The following is a 15,410-nucleotide window of genomic DNA, read 5'->3' as shown; positions in this document are numbered from 1 at the left end:
AAAACATGAAATATTACTTATGATCAGTTTGTCCCAGGGTAATCTGAGGTTCGGCCTCCTGACTCCGGCCTCCCGTTTCCAATAACTAAAATTATGAAAGCTGAGGTACGGGGGCATCATCAACTACGTGAATGTTAAGTTCTCGGAATAGCGTCTCGAAGGCACTGCACCAGGCGCGTGCTTCTTCATCGTCGGCATCACGAAGTTGGCATTTCTGACGATAATTCTGGTGATACGTAGTGAAAGCGATATTCTGCGCTTCCCACAGGTCAGGAGCAAGATGCACCTTTTTACAGGCCTGAATCAACTGAACCACTTTGTGCATCAACTGATCGTTTTCCGGATCATTCTTAAAATTTCTCATAAGCTGATTGATACGTTCGGCTGCTTGGTAATTCAGTCCCACATGATCAATTTCTACCGACAGATGCTCCAGACTGTCGGCGAGCATATTCAGCTCCCGCATATTAATTTCATCGCTTTGTAGCAAGCGGCGCAGGTTAGCATTGATCGTGAACTCACCCGGAAATTTCAACGGTTTAGGAGGATCGATGCTAAGCTCTTTCATTGCTTGCAGTAGCGAGTAATTATCTTCGTACACCCGACGGAAGGTTCCTTCTACTGAGGTTAGGGTCTGCTCGAGCACTTGACTAAGAATCTTCTTCTGATCGTCTTTAAACAGATGCCAAAACGAGTAATTGTGGGTGCCAAAATGCTTATCTAGCAACACAATCGCTTCGTGTACTCTACTTTTCTTGAAAGCGGGAACCACTTCATTTCGCATGGCTTGAAAAGCATCTTCGCCAAAATAGTCGCGCACTCCTCCAAACAGATGATGATCGCCCAAGTGTAATGTAGCGAAGGTAATCTGGGCTTCTTCAAGCGTTACCTCCGAGTTTAGCACGGCCTTGCCAATGGCAAGTTTGTATTTACCAGCTTCTAGTAACTCAAAGTTCTCCGCTTTGGCATCGTAGCTATAGATACGAGTTTGCTCGGGATATTCGGTGAAAAGCGAGGAAACGGCGTAGTGGGCACCCACCCGGGGCATATCGACAATAGAGGGGCGTACAAATAATTCGTAAGCCACCGCTGCGTTCTGATGTTCCGGGATATTACTCTCAGCCTTCGCCAATAGTTCCAGAAAATGACGTTCGTAATTTGTGCCGGTTACGTCCTCAATAAGCTGAAGCACCCGGGCGGCGTACAAAATATCTTGCATGGTTTCAATGCCTGTAACCTCATCGAAGAACCAACCGCAACTAGTGTACATCAGCATGGCGTGGTGCTGTATTTCCAGCAGTTTCAGAATCTTGATCTTTTGTTGATTGGTCAAATCCGAACCAAAATGTTGAGTAATAAACTGCTCCACATTTTCGCGGGAACGGTCTAGTATCACCGTGATGTACTCGTTGCGAAGATACCACGGGTCAACTCCTAATGACTGAATTTCTTGTTCGTAGATGGGATTAACGGTATCGCGTAGCCAGTCAAAGGCCTCTCTGAGCGGTTTTCGCCAGTGTTGATGCCACTCCGGGTGCCCTCCGGTATTTCCGCCACCATTTTCTGACCATCGTTCTAGGTGAGGCGTGCTGCTCCAGGCGGTATTTTCTATAATTTTGGCTTCGTACTCCGGGGGGTGCTTTTCCAAAAACTCACCGTAGATAGTTAAGGATACGTTCGGGTCATTATCAATTTGATGCAGACAGTAGGAGAGACCCATTTCACCGTAGCGGTGGTGGTGGCCGTAGCTTTCTCCGTCGGTAGCAATGTGCATAATCTGCGGTTTCTTATCACCGTGGTCGAGCTGATCCATTAGTCGTCCGGCGAAGGCTGCTCCGTTGTTAAGCAATCCTTCAAACGCAATTCCCTGAGAGACCGGCCCATCGTAAAAGAACAAAGCGATCGTTTGCCCGGAAGGAAGATTGCAAAGATAAGGACGACGAGGATCAACCTTGGCTCCGGTAGCATCCTGCCAGTCTTTCGCTCCAATCTTCCGAACTTTTAGGGCTTGGTAAGGAGAGAGTATGGTGTACTTAATGCCGTGCTTGGCCAACACTTCTAGCGTCTCGGTATTTACGGCGGTCTCGGGCAGCCACATTCCTTCGGGGTAGCGCTTAAAGCGTGCTTCAAAATCGCGGATCCCCCAGAGTACCTGCGTTTCTTGGTCGCGGGCGTTAGCCAACGGAACAATTAGGTGATTATACGCCTGGGCAATGGCCGAACCGTGCCCACTGAATTGTTCTTGGCTAAGTCGGTCGGCTTCCAGAATGGCTTCGTACACGTCGGGGGCCTTCAATTTCATCCACTGCAACAGCGTGGGGCCAAAGTTGAAGCTGATTTTAGCGTAGTTGTTGATGATATCCTGAATGCGTCTTTTTTCATCCAGAATTCGAGCCGCCGAGTTCCGGGAGTAGCACTCGGCCGTGATTCGCTCATTCCAGTCGTGGAACGGATAGGCCGAATCTTGTACCTCTACCCGGTTCAACCAGGGGTTTTCGCGAGGAGGTTGGTAAAAATGCCCGTGAATACAAACGTACTTATTTTTATTGCTCATAATTATATCGATTGTTCAATAGTTCGATTGCTTGATTGTCATACTTGGATGTCGGAGACCGGAGACCGGAGACCGGAGACCGGAGACCGGAGACCGGAGACCGGAATTTATTTTTGATGCGTTGTTTTTCCAAACTTGGACCTCGTAATTTTGCTCATTGCTCATTGCTCATTATTCGGTGCTGCGCTGGTAGATGGCTAGGTTGTAGGGAAGTAGCTGGCTTGAAGTGTCGTGGGCCATTATAAGATTAGCCTGCGGAGCTTCTCCGCCCCAGGCAGTATCTTCCGAATCGAAAATTTTCTCGTAGGTTTCATCGCGACTCATTGGTAAAGTGAATAGGGTTGATCTCTTGGAGAAGTTAAGCACAATGAGCGTAGGAGCTACCGACTCATCGGCCGTATGTTGCCGGGTGAGTAAGATAATCTTAGGCTCTGGTACTGTAACTTCTAGGGCTGGTCGGCTATCGTCTTGCCAAGCTGGAAGTTCTTTGCGTAATTTAATTAGTGCCTGATAATACTTGAATAATAACTGTGACTCTAGTACTGACCAATCCCACGATAGTTTAGAGTGGTTAAATGTTTCTTCGGATTGTGGGTCGGGCACTTCCTGATCTTCTTTCTGAAAATACGCAAACTCCCGTTTCCGTCCCTGCCGTACGGCCTCCACTAACTCAGGGTCAGTGTGACTGACAAAGTACTGAAACGGTCGGGTTTCCCCGTACTCTTCGCCCATAAATAGCATAGGAACGTAAGGTGAAACCAATACTGCTCCAGCCGCTAGTTTCAACGCGGGAAAAGGCAAGGTTTCGGTAAGTCGGTCGCCCAGCATTCGGTTACCCACCTGATCGTGGTTCTGAGCGAATACTACGAATTGGGAGTGGGGGCGGCCTTCGGCACTATTGCCGAACGTGCGTTTGCGGTAGGGCGAATAAATACCGTCGTACACATAGGTTTTTTCGTAAGCTTTTGCTAGATGGGAAAAGTCACTGAAATCGGCGTAGTAACCGTCATCTTCTCCGGTAAGCATGGTGTGCAATGCGTGATGAAACTCATCAATCCACTGTCCGTCTAGGCCGTAGCCACCAACTTGTTGCGGACTAATATACTTATGATCGTTCAGGTCACATTCGCCGATTAGCACGTAGTTTCGTCCGGTTTGCTCGGATAGTAACTCTTTAGCCTGACTCAACTCGGCTAAGAAGTGTTTAGCACCCGAGTCTTTAATAGCGTGAATAGCATCGAGGCGTAGTCCGTCAATGTGAAAATCGCGTAACCACATCAGGGCATTTTGCTGAAAATAGTGCCGTACTCCGTCACAGTAGGCATCATCAAAATTTATTGCTAACCCCCAAGGTGTATGGTGTTTATCGGTAAAGTAAGGGCCAAACTCCGAGAGGTAATTACCCTCTGGCCCCAAATGATTATAAACCACATCTAGCAGTACCGCGATGCCTTGTTGGTGACAGGCATTCACTAGCTTCTGAAGGCCAACTGCTCCGCCGTAAGAGTGCTGAACTGCGTAAGGATGAACCCCATCGTAGCCCCAATTACGGTTTCCCGGAAACTGGGCGATGGGCATTAGCTCAATGGTGTTAACGCCCAGATCTTTTAAGTAGTCTAGCTTACCAATAATCGCTTCAAAAGTACCCTCGGGCGTAAAGGTGCCTACGTGCAGTTCGTAGATAATCATGTCTCGCAGAGCAATTCCCTGCCAGTGAGTATCCGACCAGTTGAACGCTGGCAAATCTACCACTGCCGAAGCACCGTGCACTCCGTCGGGCTGCGAAAGCGCGGCCGGGTCGGGGCGAGGGGATCCGCCATCAATACGATACTGGTAGCGATCGCCCGGCTGAACGGTATCCATTTCAGAACTTGTCCAGTAACCGAAATCACCTACTGTTAGTGGCTGCGTATCTTTACCGCTGATAATAACCTCTAGTGATTTTGCCAAGGGTGACCAAACTGTAAAAGTGGTTTTACCTGATTGATGGTTAGCTCCAAGAGTGGGTTGCATGAAAAAAAGTATTACTAAAAAATTGCGGTAGTACGCATTAGTTAAAGATGCTAAAACGAATATTATTCAATAAAGTTCGCCGTTTGGTAGGGTATTAAAAAGTGAAATTACAAATAACTGATATTAAGTAGACTGTTTATTGGCGGAGTATCATGTAAAGCTGATAGATTCTATTTTTTCTATGCCCTCACGGTGGTCATTCTACGATAGAATAGCGAAGTTAATGTGGCTTGATTGATGCGGTTTGGCTATCTAAACCCCTCTATTCTGTGCCCACTTGTGCATGAGATCGCTTCCTATTACCGCCAATGATTGCGATGATGTTTTTGGAACCCAACCAGGATACCTGCTTTAAACTTGACAAGGCACTAGTGGTTTTACTAGCGTAAATATATGGTTTGAAGGATTAGGGGCGCTGACTAGAATCGTATTTTCTTCGGGCTTGTCTCATCTCTCTCTGCGCCTTTCTCCAGTTAGACTGTCCTCCAGTCAGTGTAAGCGTAATTCCGGTGCCTGCCGAAATACCTCCTATAATCATTATGGTACCATAACGAGAAAAATTAGATTTATAATCACCACTTGAAGCAAATACTGGCGCAAAGAGTAGTTCAAACATAAATCCGAAAAAACCCGCGGTGGTTAGTGCCACTCCCGAGAGCACCAACCCTGAGCCACTGATAACATAAAGCTGGGAGCGGCTCCGGTACTTTAGGGCTTTTTGCAAACGAAGGTTCACCTCGGGCTCATTCCATTGATAATGGGTAACCGGAAACCCTTGTCGCTCCATCCACTTAATTTTAGAAGTAGACGGGGGAGAGATACTATCCAAGCCACTTTGGCTGTAAGCAGGAGCAATATTGCAGAGCCAAAGAAGTAGTGCAAAGAAGCAAATGCTTTTCATTGTGAGTTGATTAACCTGACCAGTTAGCATAAAGACGGTCAAATTCAGAAAATCGTTGGAAGAAATAACACTTACATCGTTCCAACAATAATTTTTCTGAAGAGAATATCATTAGCAAAGCCCTAGATTTCACTAGAAACTTAATTTTAAGTTAAATTATTTATAAATAAGTTGATTAACTTAAAATTAAGTTGTACACTTGTCTTGCTGATCAATAAAACTCAACAAGTGATGACGACTTTAACTAAGGCTGAGGAGAAGATTATGAAAATTCTCTGGGATATTGAGCGCGGTTTTATCAAGGATATTATCGAGCAGTACCCCGACCCAAAACCTCCTTACAATTCGGTGTCAACCATTGTGCGGGTACTGGTGCAGAAAAATATTGTAGACTATCAAGCCTACGGAAAATCGTACCAGTACTATCCACTCATTTCTAAGGAGGAGTACCGCAAAGGGCAGCTTTCCCGTCTGGTATCGGATTACTACAATAATTCGCTCAAGCAAGTTGTCAACTTCTTTTCGGAAAGTAAAAAGCTGGACGAAAAAGAGCTAGATGAAGTGATGAAAATGCTGAAGGACTTAAAGTTAAAGAAAGATGACTAGCTTGATTGTATACTTGTTGGAAGCTAGTGTGATACTGGTAGTACTTTATGCTTTGTATTTACTATTGCTTCGTAAGGAGACTTTCTTCGGGCTTAACCGTTTTTTTCTGCTGGCTATTCCGGTGTTTTCCTTCTTGTTCCCGTTGTTGAGTTTTGATGTATCACTCTCATTTGGCAGTGCGATAAATGAGCCTATTGAGGAACTGAGTGAAGTCCGATTCTTCTACTACGATGCATTTGAGAGTTGGTCAGCCAATATAGAAAATCATACTGCTGAACCAGACGGTGAGAAAGTATTAGTTCAAGAACAAACCAGTTTCTATTCTTCACTAATAACTATTGCTCTTGCTATTTATGGAATTGGCTTCGCGGTAGTGATTTTTCGGCTTATCGGGCTGTACATTTGGGTTCACCGACTAATGATTCGTAATGAAACAGAAGTAATTGATGAAGTGAGAGTGGTAAAAGTTTCACACTCAACTGCTCCTTTTTCTTTCCTGAACTCTGTCTTTGTACATCAAGATATAGTGCTGGGTGAAGACTTTGCCCAAATACTGGCCCACGAAAAGGTGCATATCCGAGAAAGGCATTCGGTAGATTTATTATTTGTTCAACTTTCAGCGGCGGTACTCTGGTTTAATCCGGTGGTCTGGCAACTGATAAAATCCCTAAAAACAACGCATGAATACATAGCAGACAAAAAAACGATCGATCAGGGTTACTCCTTAGTTGCGTATCAAACCTTGCTTTTGAGGCAATTGGTCAGCACCAACTCCTACGGGTTGATACATCATTTTAATTTATCATTCATTAAAAAGAGAATAACCATGATGAACGTAAAAAAATCAGGATGGGCAGGCAAAGCCAAAGTAGTCCTAACTCTATTTGCAGTACTAGGTTTTAGCTTAGTAATTGTGCAGTGTAACTCCAAGCTTGATGAGCAGATGCTGCTTGAGACGGAAGCTTCTACAACTGGTGTTAGCCAAGAAATTGATGTACCAGTAATTACTGCTTCTCATTTTAAGTTGTCTGATCCAACTGCCACCGTAGACATAACTGTGAATGAAAATATAGTTACTGTCAATGGTGAAGTGGTCGAGCTTGATGAACTTGCTTCAGTATTAGAAAAAGAGGCAGAAGAGAGAATCGTTATGGTTCTAACAATTGATCGAACCCAGTTAATGTCGTTGGTGAGGAAAGTACAGCGAGAAATGCGAAGAGCCAATCAACTCAAGGTGCTGTACATAGGACAAACGTCAGATGGACAGTCAACAAATGTACGGTTAATGCTTCCTCCTCTTCCCGAAAATAATTCAGAATTGAGTGTTCCGATCGTTACCGATGAATACGCTAGAGAAAATAATCTGAACCTCTTAAAAGTTGTTATGGGCGAAAATACTGGTTTGGCAAATCAGCAGAAGACATATGACTTTGTGAAAGATCAGGTAGCTCAGCAAAAAACCAATTACGTAGTAAGTGCCCGATTTAGCGATGATAATACCTATGGCGAGTACCTAACGAACGTGCATCATCTCCAAAAAGCCTTCTATCAGCTATACGAAGAGCGAACCCAAGCAAGATACGGCGAAGGTTATTGGGATATTTTTGAAAAAAAAGGCACGGATAAAAAATACGCAGAGATGTATTCTGCCCTCAAAAAGGAAGCACCGATGGCTATTTCAATCGCGGAAGATTAGTGAAGACATTTTTTGCTATTAATAAAGGACTCTTCGATGAGTCCTGTTACCATTTTATTAATTGTGACGAACTAGTGAGAAGAATAATACAAATTACGCTACTGACCTTTTTTGTTACAGTCGGATGCAATGTTGAGCAACCACCCAAATATGAAATTACTGGCGAGCAAAGCAGAATCATTAAGGAAATGATAGATGCGGTGAATGAACAGGATGCTAAAAAATATGTAAAAGGCTTTGCTGACGAAGTTCAAGTATTCGTAGAATCGGAAATGAAGGTTGACGGAAGAGCGAATTTAATGAAGAACAGAGCTAAACACTTTGAGAGTCACCCCAATGTTCGTTCGGAAATACAGCATCTGGTAGAAATAGACAACAAAGTGATTATGCACGATAAAGTTTGGTTTGAAGAAGCTGACAAGGTTGGACAAAATATCGTAGAAGTTTTCACATTTGAGAACGAAAAAGTAGTTAGAGTTGATGTGATTCAGCCCAAGGGGCTGTTTCAAAATACGGGAATAGGCCACAACGGTGAATAAGCAACCTCACCCAGGAACCTACATAACTAATTGCGCGTAGTCTAGGAATGAATCGCCCGATCCAGATGCGTGTAGCCACCATCGGGAAAGAGAAGTTGACCAGTGGTATGGGAGGAGCGATCAGAAGCCAGAAACAGTACCGTATCGGCAATCTCCTGAGCAGTAGTCATGCGTTGATCCAGGGGAATACGCTGCTCTATTTGTGCTTTCTTTTCGTTTGGATTGGCCAAGCTGTTCAACCAAGTTTCGTACATAGGAGTAAGCACCTCCGCCGGAAGTACCGCATTCACTCGGATTCCGTGAGGGAGTAGCTCGGTGGCCCACTCGCGGGTCAGGGCTAGTTGAGCACCTTTAGCTGCAACGTAGGCCGATGTGCCTCCTTGCCCAGTTACTGCCGTTTTAGAGCTGATGTTAATAATATTTCCTCTCGCTTTTTTCAGGTAGGGTAGGGCGTAATGCGCCAATGAGTAGTAATGCTGTAAGTTGTTTTGTAACGACTGCATAAACGCCTCAGGAAAACCACTTTCCAAGCCAACACCATCGTTTATTCCGGCATTATTAACCAGCACATCCAATCGCCCTAGTTGGTCGACTGTCTCTTGAACAGCTCGTTGGCACTGATCAATCTCACTTAGGTCAGCCTGAACGAAGAGGCATTGGTATCCGGCCTGCTTGAGTTCGGCAACTAGTTTCTCGCCCCGCTCGAGCCTTCGGTTGACTATCACGGGAATAGCACCTTCCTGAGCGGCTCCTCGTACAATAGCTTCACCAATACCACTGGCTCCGCCCGTAACAACTATTACTTTATTAGCAAGGTGTAAATCCATAAGAAGTAAATCGTTAAATGGCTGATTGTAAACTAGAAAATTACAAATTTTTGATTGTCATTGGAAAACGAAGAAAAGAATACGGAAAATTTTAGTAAATCAGTCGGTATCTGATCCTCTTGCCTTCACAGGGCTTAGAATTCAAATATTTTTTTCATAATGGCCCATTTTTCGTGAGGTTGGGCTTCGGGCACTTTTTCCTGAAATGTTCCCATTAAGCTTTCCCACTCCCGACACCTCGGGTGTAATGCAAGGTAGCGAGGCATATCTACGTTCAGATCAAAATCATCTTCAGTTTGCATAAACATAAACAGGCGGCGACCCAACCGATAAATCTTCATATCAATAACCCCTACTTCTTTCAGAGCCGAGAGCACTTCGGGCCAAACGGCAGCGTGGTGCTTTTCGTACTCACGAATTACCTCCGGGTCGTTCTTAAGGTTAACGGTTTGCGCGTAGTCTTTCATAATTTAGTCCACAGTCCATAGCCGACAGTCCACAGTTACCTCGTGCTGGACCGTCGGCTATGGACTGTTAACTTTTATCCTTGGTATGCTTCTGCTTCTTGGCGAGAACTGCCCAGGCCATCAATGCCAAGTTCTACCACATCGCCGGCTTTTAAGAATATTGGAGGATCAAAGCCTAAGCCTACTCCGGCTGGGGTTCCCGTAGAAATAATATCACCGGGCTGTAAGCTCATAAATTGACTCAAATAGCTTATCAGATGGGGCACATTAAAAATCAAGTCAGCCGTAGTGCCTTGTTGCTTGGTTTCTCCGTTTACTTTGAGCCAAAGATTTAAGTTGTGCACATCTTCAATCTCATCTTTAGTAACTAAGTAAGGGCCGATAGGAGCAAAAGTGTCGCAGCTTTTTCCTTTTACCCACTGCCCCGAGCGTTCCAACTGGTAAGCCCGCTCACTGTAGTCGTTGTGCACCATATAACCAGCTACGTAGTTCATCGCTTCACTCTCGGAAACGTAAGACGCTTTTTTGCCGATTACTACGGCGAGTTCTACTTCCCAGTCGGTTTTTTCACTGCCTTTAGGAATAACTAAATCATCGTTAGGCCCAACAATGGCTGACGTAGCTTTAAAGAAAATGATGGGTTCTTTTGGAAGCTCCATCTTACTTTCTGAGGCGTGGTCTCTATAGTTCAAACCTACACAAATAATTTTCCCTGACTGTACTAGGGGAGGAGCCATTCGCTCAGTATCACTTACTTCGGGGCAGCTATCCGCGTTATCGTTCAGCCAGTTCTGCAAGCGGTTTAATCCATCGTTGGCAAAAAATGTGGGAGTATAATCTTCCCCGAAAGCTTGGACGTTTAAATTCTTTCCTTGGTAGTTGATACCGGGTTTTTCAGAAGTAGGGTTTCCAAATCGGAATAGTTTCATAGTGTTTGGTAGTGTGTGAAGTTGGTTATGATAAAAAGTGTAAAATTAAGTTAGTTTAAGATATGCCAGCTCCCCCCAGAACATCAAGCACTTGCCCTTTCTCGGGCTTTCCGGCTAGTAGTGGCATGGCTTGGGTAATCAGTGCTCGCACCTTTTCATCTTTTAAAGAATGATCGTGGTCTTCTTTGCTATCCCAAACCTCGGTAATCCACACGTCGTCTGGATGAGCTTGATCCTGACTAACTAAATAAAGGTGACAACCTTTTGCTGAAGCAACCAAACGGGATGCCTCCAGCAGAATAGTAGCCAGTTGTTCTCCCTTGCCTCCCGTCGCGGTTAGTTTTCCGTGTAGTCCGTATTTGTTCATGGTTCAATGGCTAAATTGCTGCTGATTTTTGGTCAACAGACGACGGTCGATAGACCACAGTTTACACTTCTTCCTTCCCTTCTGTTTACACTGCTTACTAATCATTACTCATCTGCGCTATGTCTGCAATTATCAGTCAGTACTTCCTACTCTGTCAACTGTTTAGGGTAATAAACCCACCGTCAATCGGATAAAAGCTTCCGGTGATAAAGCCCGCTTCCTGGGAACAAAGATATAGCGCTAAATGAGCAATTTCTTCAGGTTTTCCCATTCGGCCAATGGGTTGGGTTTGGGAAAGCTTTTCAAACATCTCGGCTTCTTGCCCCGGATAGTTTTTCTCTAGAAAACCGTCGACAAAGGGAGTATGTACCCGCCCCGGGCCAATACAATTGCAGCGAATATTGTCTTTTACGTAGTCTTTGGCCACCGAAAGAGTCATGGTAAGTACGGCACCCTTACTGGTAGAGTAAGCGAAGCGATCGGAGATACCCAGCACTGAGGCCACTGAGGCTAAGTTTAAGATAACCCCACCTTTTTGCTGCTTCATTAAAGGTACACAGGCACGCATACCGTTGTACACCCCTTTGATGTTGACGGCATAAATACGATCAAAATCCTCCTCAGTGGTAGATTCTACGTTGCCGATGTGGGCAATTCCGGCGTTGTTTACCCAAATATCGATCGAGCCACTTTGCTGAAAGATTCGCTCAGCTACCGCTACTACCTCAGCCTGCTGAGAAATATCGCAAGCGTGCACCGAAGCTTGGCCACCCGCCTGCTCTATTTTCATTTGGGTTTCTTGCCCACTTGCCCTATCAATTTCCAGAATATGGACTTCAGATCCCTGCTTGGCAAACACTTCGGCAATACTCTGACCAATTCCTTTCCCCCCGCCGGTGATAACGGCAACCTGTTCAGACAAATCAAAAATAGGCATAGATTCAGTTAAGTTGACTTAGTTACTGCCAAAGCTACAAATAATATTGAAGTGAGTTTATACTGTAGAATACAATTTATTGCAAATAAGTTGGTATCATTTATGTTAAATTGGATTGAAAAAACTAAAAAGTGTCAGGTAAACGCAAAACTGAGACCATTGCCAAACAATTGTAGCGTAGTAGCGTCAGTTAGATAACTACTTGCCTACAATGTAATAAACGAAAGAAGACTATGTATACTACAGAATTGATAGATTCTAAAACGCTAGTAGCCGAAGCAAAAGATATTTTAGCCGGAAACTGGACGGGTATGTTCACCAAGCCGGCTCCTAACCTATACCCTCATCAGTGGAACTGGGATGCGGGATTTATTGCGATTGGCTATTCTCACTACCATATGGATCGGGCTGAGTCGGAGCTCCGTTCGCTGTTTAGCGGACAGTGGAAGAACGGTATGGTTCCGCAGATTATTTTCAACCCGGAGTTTGACTATAACTATTTTCCGAGTTCCGATTTTTGGGAAACGTGGCGGTCGTTCAATGCTCCCGAAAATAAAAAGACCTCAGGAATCACCATGCCTCCGGTACATGGATTTGTGCTCCAGCACATTTATAATAATGCTCAGGACAAGCAACGGGCACTGAATTTTGTGAAGGAGATGTTTCCGAAAATCCTGAAGATGCACCATTACTTCTACGATCATCGCGATCCGTTTAACGAAGGGTTGGTCTATATCCGCCACCCCTGGGAGTCGGGTACCGATAACTCGCCAACCTGGGATACTCCGATGGAGCGAATTACCTTTGATAAAATCAAAATCCCGCCATATAAACGCAAAGATTTGGATAACGGTCATGCCGAACACCGCCCGACTGACTACGATTACAATCGCTACATTCATCTAATTGATATCTACCGCAAATGCGATTATAACGAAGAAGCTATTTTAGAGCGTTGCCCGTTTGTAATTCAAGATCCGCTGTTCAACTGCATTTTGGTAAAATCTAACCAAGCACTAATTGAGCTAGCAGCGTTAATCGGTGAAGGCATTGATCAGTTGATGGAGTGGAACGAGCTATCGATAAAGTCGATGAACGAAAAGCTGTGGAATTCCGAAACAGGTATCTACGATGCGTACGATTTACACAACGATGAGCGCATTGAGATGCAAGCTTCATCAGGTTTGATTCCGGTATACGCCCATATTCCTAGCCAAGAGCAAGCGCAGCAAATTGTTGACCGTTTGTTAAGCGAATCATTTAGCGGTTCGGTTGATCAAAATAAGTATCTATGCCCATCATACAACCCGACAAGTCCAAAATTCAACCCTAAAAAGTACTGGCGTGGTCCGGTATGGATCAACATGAACTGGATGCTACATCACGGACTGAAGCACTACGGGTTTGCTGATTTAGCTGAGCAGCTTAAGCAAGAATCGTTAGAGCTAATTAGCCACTACGGCTTCTACGAATACTTTGATCCTATTAAAGATGTGGTAGGAAAAGAAAAGCAGGGTTACGGTAGCCATCGCTTCTCTTGGTCAGCGGCGTTATGTATTGATTTTCTACAAGAAGAACTGAAAGAGTAAGAAAATAAGGTTACAGGGGAATCTGTGTGGTTTAAGTTCCTTTGGTCATTATGAGAAAGACGTACGAAGTTTACTCTTCTTATGATTAAGAGCGATACGATCATCACAAACTTTGCAAGTCTCTCTCACCACATGAAATCATCTGGAACCGAAAATAGCATCTTTATGATCTCACTTACTGCCTAAAAATTATGGTGTAGGCTTAGCTGGGCTTGCCCTTTACTCCAATTAGCCGTGGTTTGCTTCATCCAGCCAACCTGCATCCTCAAGTTATCCAGTAATCCGTAACCAACTCCTAAGTAAGTACGGTTTCGGTCAAAAAATTGTACTGTTAGGCCGTCGCCAACATCAGTTTGTCCGTTGATAAATATTTCGTTATAGAGTGCTAGATAAACCGTACGTTTAGCCAAATCAGTATTATTGAGGGGCACATTCACGAACAAATTATACCGATACCGAGTCCGTAAATCTTGATCTGCTACCCATCGCTGCTCGTACCGTATCCGATGGGTAAGTAGAAATCGGCTACCAATTCTTTGAGAAAACAATGCTTCCTGATAAATCCGATTTTCATTCGTCCGGCTAGTACTCTCACCCGGGGTACCCGTGGTAATATTTGCGTAGCCTAGGGTGAATAGTATATCAGCATTTTTCGGACGGTACGTTGCCCCGGTTCTCAAGAGTATCTGTTCCAGATCCCCTCCTAAGTTCCAAAACCGAAACTGATAATCACCTTGTATTCCGAATTGGCTTTCGCCGAAGCGTTTGTTAAAAAAGTACATATACCAAGCACCCAGTTGATCTTCATCGGGACCACCTTGTGCGTAGCCCAATAGGTTCAGGAATATCAGTATTCCTGCCAGCAGTATTTTTCGCATGATTCTAAATCAATAAAGCTATGTTGGCGAAGTGAACTTACTTCTCTGCTTTGGCTGGTTCTTGGTTTTGGGCAAATTTTGGTAAGCTGGTAACGGTTTCTTCAAGAAATTCTACTTCACCGGTGCTTAGGTTGTAAACCGCCCCAACAATTAGAAGATTACCTTTCTCAAAGCTTCGGCTCAGCACGGGTTCTAACCCTCTTAGTAAATTAACTTGTTCTAGTACGTTCTGTCGGATAGCTAAATTTAGAGATTCCTCTTCCCCTACATTGGCTCTTTTGGCAACCAGTGAAGCTGGTTTAATGGCGTTAATAAGCGTGACTACGTGGCCAGGAGGATTTTCTGGGAGCTGCATAGCCGCCTGCACCGCTCCGCATGATTCGTGTCCTAGTACCACAATCAGCTTAGTATTTAGCACCTCAGAAGAGTACTCAATCGTTCCGTAGGACGCCTCGGCCATCACCTGCCCAGCAGTACGAGTGATAAACAAATCTCCAACCCCTTGATCGAAAATAATTTCGTTGGGAACCCGGCTATCCGCGCAACCAATAATAGTAGCGAAGGGCTTTTGGCCTAGTTCGTTATTTTTAAGGTCAGCATCAGTTTGACGAGGCTTAATACTCTTATTTTCAGCAAAGCGCCTATTTCCGTAGATCAATTTTTTCAAGCCATAGTACGGATCAAGGTAGGCACTATCTCGGTCGGCGAAATATTGGCCTTCTTCCAATTCCAGTAAATTAGTAATTTTAGCGGTTTGCTGGGCGTAGCCTGCCAAGGAAAAAAGTATGAATGCTGCAGCAATAGAGGCGATGAATGGTAACTTTTTCATGTGTAATAAAAAAATGTTGTAAACGGTAAATGTGTTGAGGCTTACACCTAAAACCTACTATTTCTGTTTCAGGTATCTACCAATTTTGGAAAAATGTGTCAATCAGCTTTTAAAAATTCTTAGTGTACATTGACTATTAATGCAACGGGGTGTGATGCGTTTAAGTTCTAGAAAATATGATTAGAAATATCTTGGTTTACGTCTTACTCCCTTGCTCAAGAATACGTCAGAGATGTTAAGTATCGCTGCTACATTATTTGCAGTTAAACCAGGGTACA

14 protein-coding genes are annotated in these 15,410 nt (G+C 44.4%); 4 read left to right on the top strand and 10 right to left on the bottom strand.

What is annotated here, in order from left to right; all coding sequences use genetic code 11:
• Positions 1-91 precede the first annotated feature (91 nt).
• From P0M28_RS00535 to P0M28_RS00525, 3 genes are all read right to left on the bottom strand, one after another.
• Positions 92-2,554 carry a DUF3536 domain-containing protein gene (locus P0M28_RS00535; RefSeq protein ID WP_302207391.1) on the bottom strand — a complete coding sequence of 821 codons (2,463 nt, stop codon included), beginning with the start codon at positions 2,552-2,554 and terminating at the stop codon, positions 92-94.
• Positions 2,555-2,725: 171 nt separating this feature from the next.
• Positions 2,726-4,567 carry a malto-oligosyltrehalose trehalohydrolase gene (gene treZ / locus P0M28_RS00530; protein ID WP_302207389.1) on the bottom strand — a complete coding sequence of 614 codons (1,842 nt, stop codon included), beginning with the start codon at positions 4,565-4,567 and terminating at the stop codon, positions 2,726-2,728.
• Between the two features lie 406 nt (positions 4,568-4,973).
• Positions 4,974-5,468, bottom strand: coding sequence for a hypothetical protein (locus P0M28_RS00525; protein ID WP_302207387.1), 495 nt, complete (start codon positions 5,466-5,468; stop codon positions 4,974-4,976).
• A 231-nt stretch (positions 5,469-5,699) separates the two neighbouring features.
• Here P0M28_RS00525 and P0M28_RS00520 point away from each other — a divergent pair, with 231 nt between their 5' ends.
• From P0M28_RS00520 to P0M28_RS00510, 3 genes are read left to right on the top strand one after another with little or no spacing between them, the layout of a single operon-like run.
• Complete coding sequence (locus P0M28_RS00520) at positions 5,700-6,074, top strand: BlaI/MecI/CopY family transcriptional regulator (protein WP_302207386.1); 375 nt, start codon at positions 5,700-5,702, stop codon at positions 6,072-6,074.
• On the top strand, positions 6,067-7,770 hold the full coding sequence (locus tag P0M28_RS00515) for a M56 family metallopeptidase (protein ID WP_302207384.1): 1,704 nt from the start codon (positions 6,067-6,069) through the stop codon (positions 7,768-7,770). The genes P0M28_RS00520 and P0M28_RS00515 overlap by 8 nt, the downstream gene beginning before the upstream one ends.
• The gene (locus P0M28_RS00510; RefSeq protein WP_302207383.1) at positions 7,770-8,309 is read left to right on the top strand and encodes a nuclear transport factor 2 family protein; all 540 of its coding nucleotides are present in this window, start codon (positions 7,770-7,772) and stop codon (positions 8,307-8,309) included. The genes P0M28_RS00515 and P0M28_RS00510 overlap by 1 nt, the downstream gene beginning before the upstream one ends.
• A 41-nt stretch (positions 8,310-8,350) precedes the next feature.
• Here the strand turns inward: P0M28_RS00510 and P0M28_RS00505 are convergent, their stop codons facing one another.
• From P0M28_RS00505 to P0M28_RS00485, 5 genes are all read right to left on the bottom strand, one after another.
• Positions 8,351-9,136 carry an L-fucose dehydrogenase gene (locus P0M28_RS00505; RefSeq protein ID WP_302207382.1) on the bottom strand — a complete coding sequence of 262 codons (786 nt, stop codon included), beginning with the start codon at positions 9,134-9,136 and terminating at the stop codon, positions 8,351-8,353.
• 134 nt (positions 9,137-9,270) lie between these two features.
• A complete protein-coding gene (locus P0M28_RS00500) occupies positions 9,271-9,603 on the bottom strand; it encodes an L-rhamnose mutarotase (protein ID WP_302207381.1) in 333 nt (110 codons plus the stop codon).
• 74 nt (positions 9,604-9,677) lie between these two features.
• Positions 9,678-10,532: a fumarylacetoacetate hydrolase family protein gene (locus P0M28_RS00495; protein WP_302207380.1), complete on the bottom strand. Its 855-nt coding sequence runs from the start codon at positions 10,530-10,532 to the stop codon at positions 9,678-9,680.
• Positions 10,533-10,587: 55 nt separating this feature from the next.
• Complete coding sequence (locus tag P0M28_RS00490) at positions 10,588-10,899, bottom strand: putative quinol monooxygenase (protein WP_302207379.1); 312 nt, start codon at positions 10,897-10,899, stop codon at positions 10,588-10,590.
• Positions 10,900-11,053: 154 nt separating this feature from the next.
• On the bottom strand, positions 11,054-11,830 hold the full coding sequence (locus P0M28_RS00485; protein WP_302210953.1) for an SDR family NAD(P)-dependent oxidoreductase: 777 nt from the start codon (positions 11,828-11,830) through the stop codon (positions 11,054-11,056).
• Between the two features lie 239 nt (positions 11,831-12,069).
• On the opposite strand from P0M28_RS00485, the gene P0M28_RS00480 reads away from it, so the two are divergent.
• On the top strand, positions 12,070-13,425 hold the full coding sequence (locus P0M28_RS00480) for an amylo-alpha-1,6-glucosidase (protein ID WP_302207378.1): 1,356 nt from the start codon (positions 12,070-12,072) through the stop codon (positions 13,423-13,425).
• Positions 13,426-13,607: 182 nt separating this feature from the next.
• On the opposite strand, the gene P0M28_RS00475 is transcribed toward P0M28_RS00480, so the two are convergent.
• Together P0M28_RS00475 and P0M28_RS00470 are read right to left on the bottom strand one after the other, a co-directional pair.
• Entirely contained in the window at positions 13,608-14,303 is a 696-nt protein-coding gene (locus tag P0M28_RS00475; RefSeq protein ID WP_302207377.1) for a DUF2490 domain-containing protein, read from the bottom strand.
• Between the two features lie 37 nt (positions 14,304-14,340).
• Complete coding sequence (locus tag P0M28_RS00470) at positions 14,341-15,132, bottom strand: carbonic anhydrase (protein ID WP_302207376.1); 792 nt, start codon at positions 15,130-15,132, stop codon at positions 14,341-14,343.
• Positions 15,133-15,410: the final 278 nt, after the last annotated feature.

It is taken from the genome of Tunicatimonas pelagia (assembly GCF_030506325.1).
In the GTDB taxonomy this organism is placed as follows: domain Bacteria; phylum Bacteroidota; class Bacteroidia; order Cytophagales; family Cyclobacteriaceae; genus Tunicatimonas; species Tunicatimonas pelagia.
The sequence above is the reverse complement of the archived record's forward strand: the minus strand, read 5'-3'. Positions and strand labels throughout refer to the sequence as shown.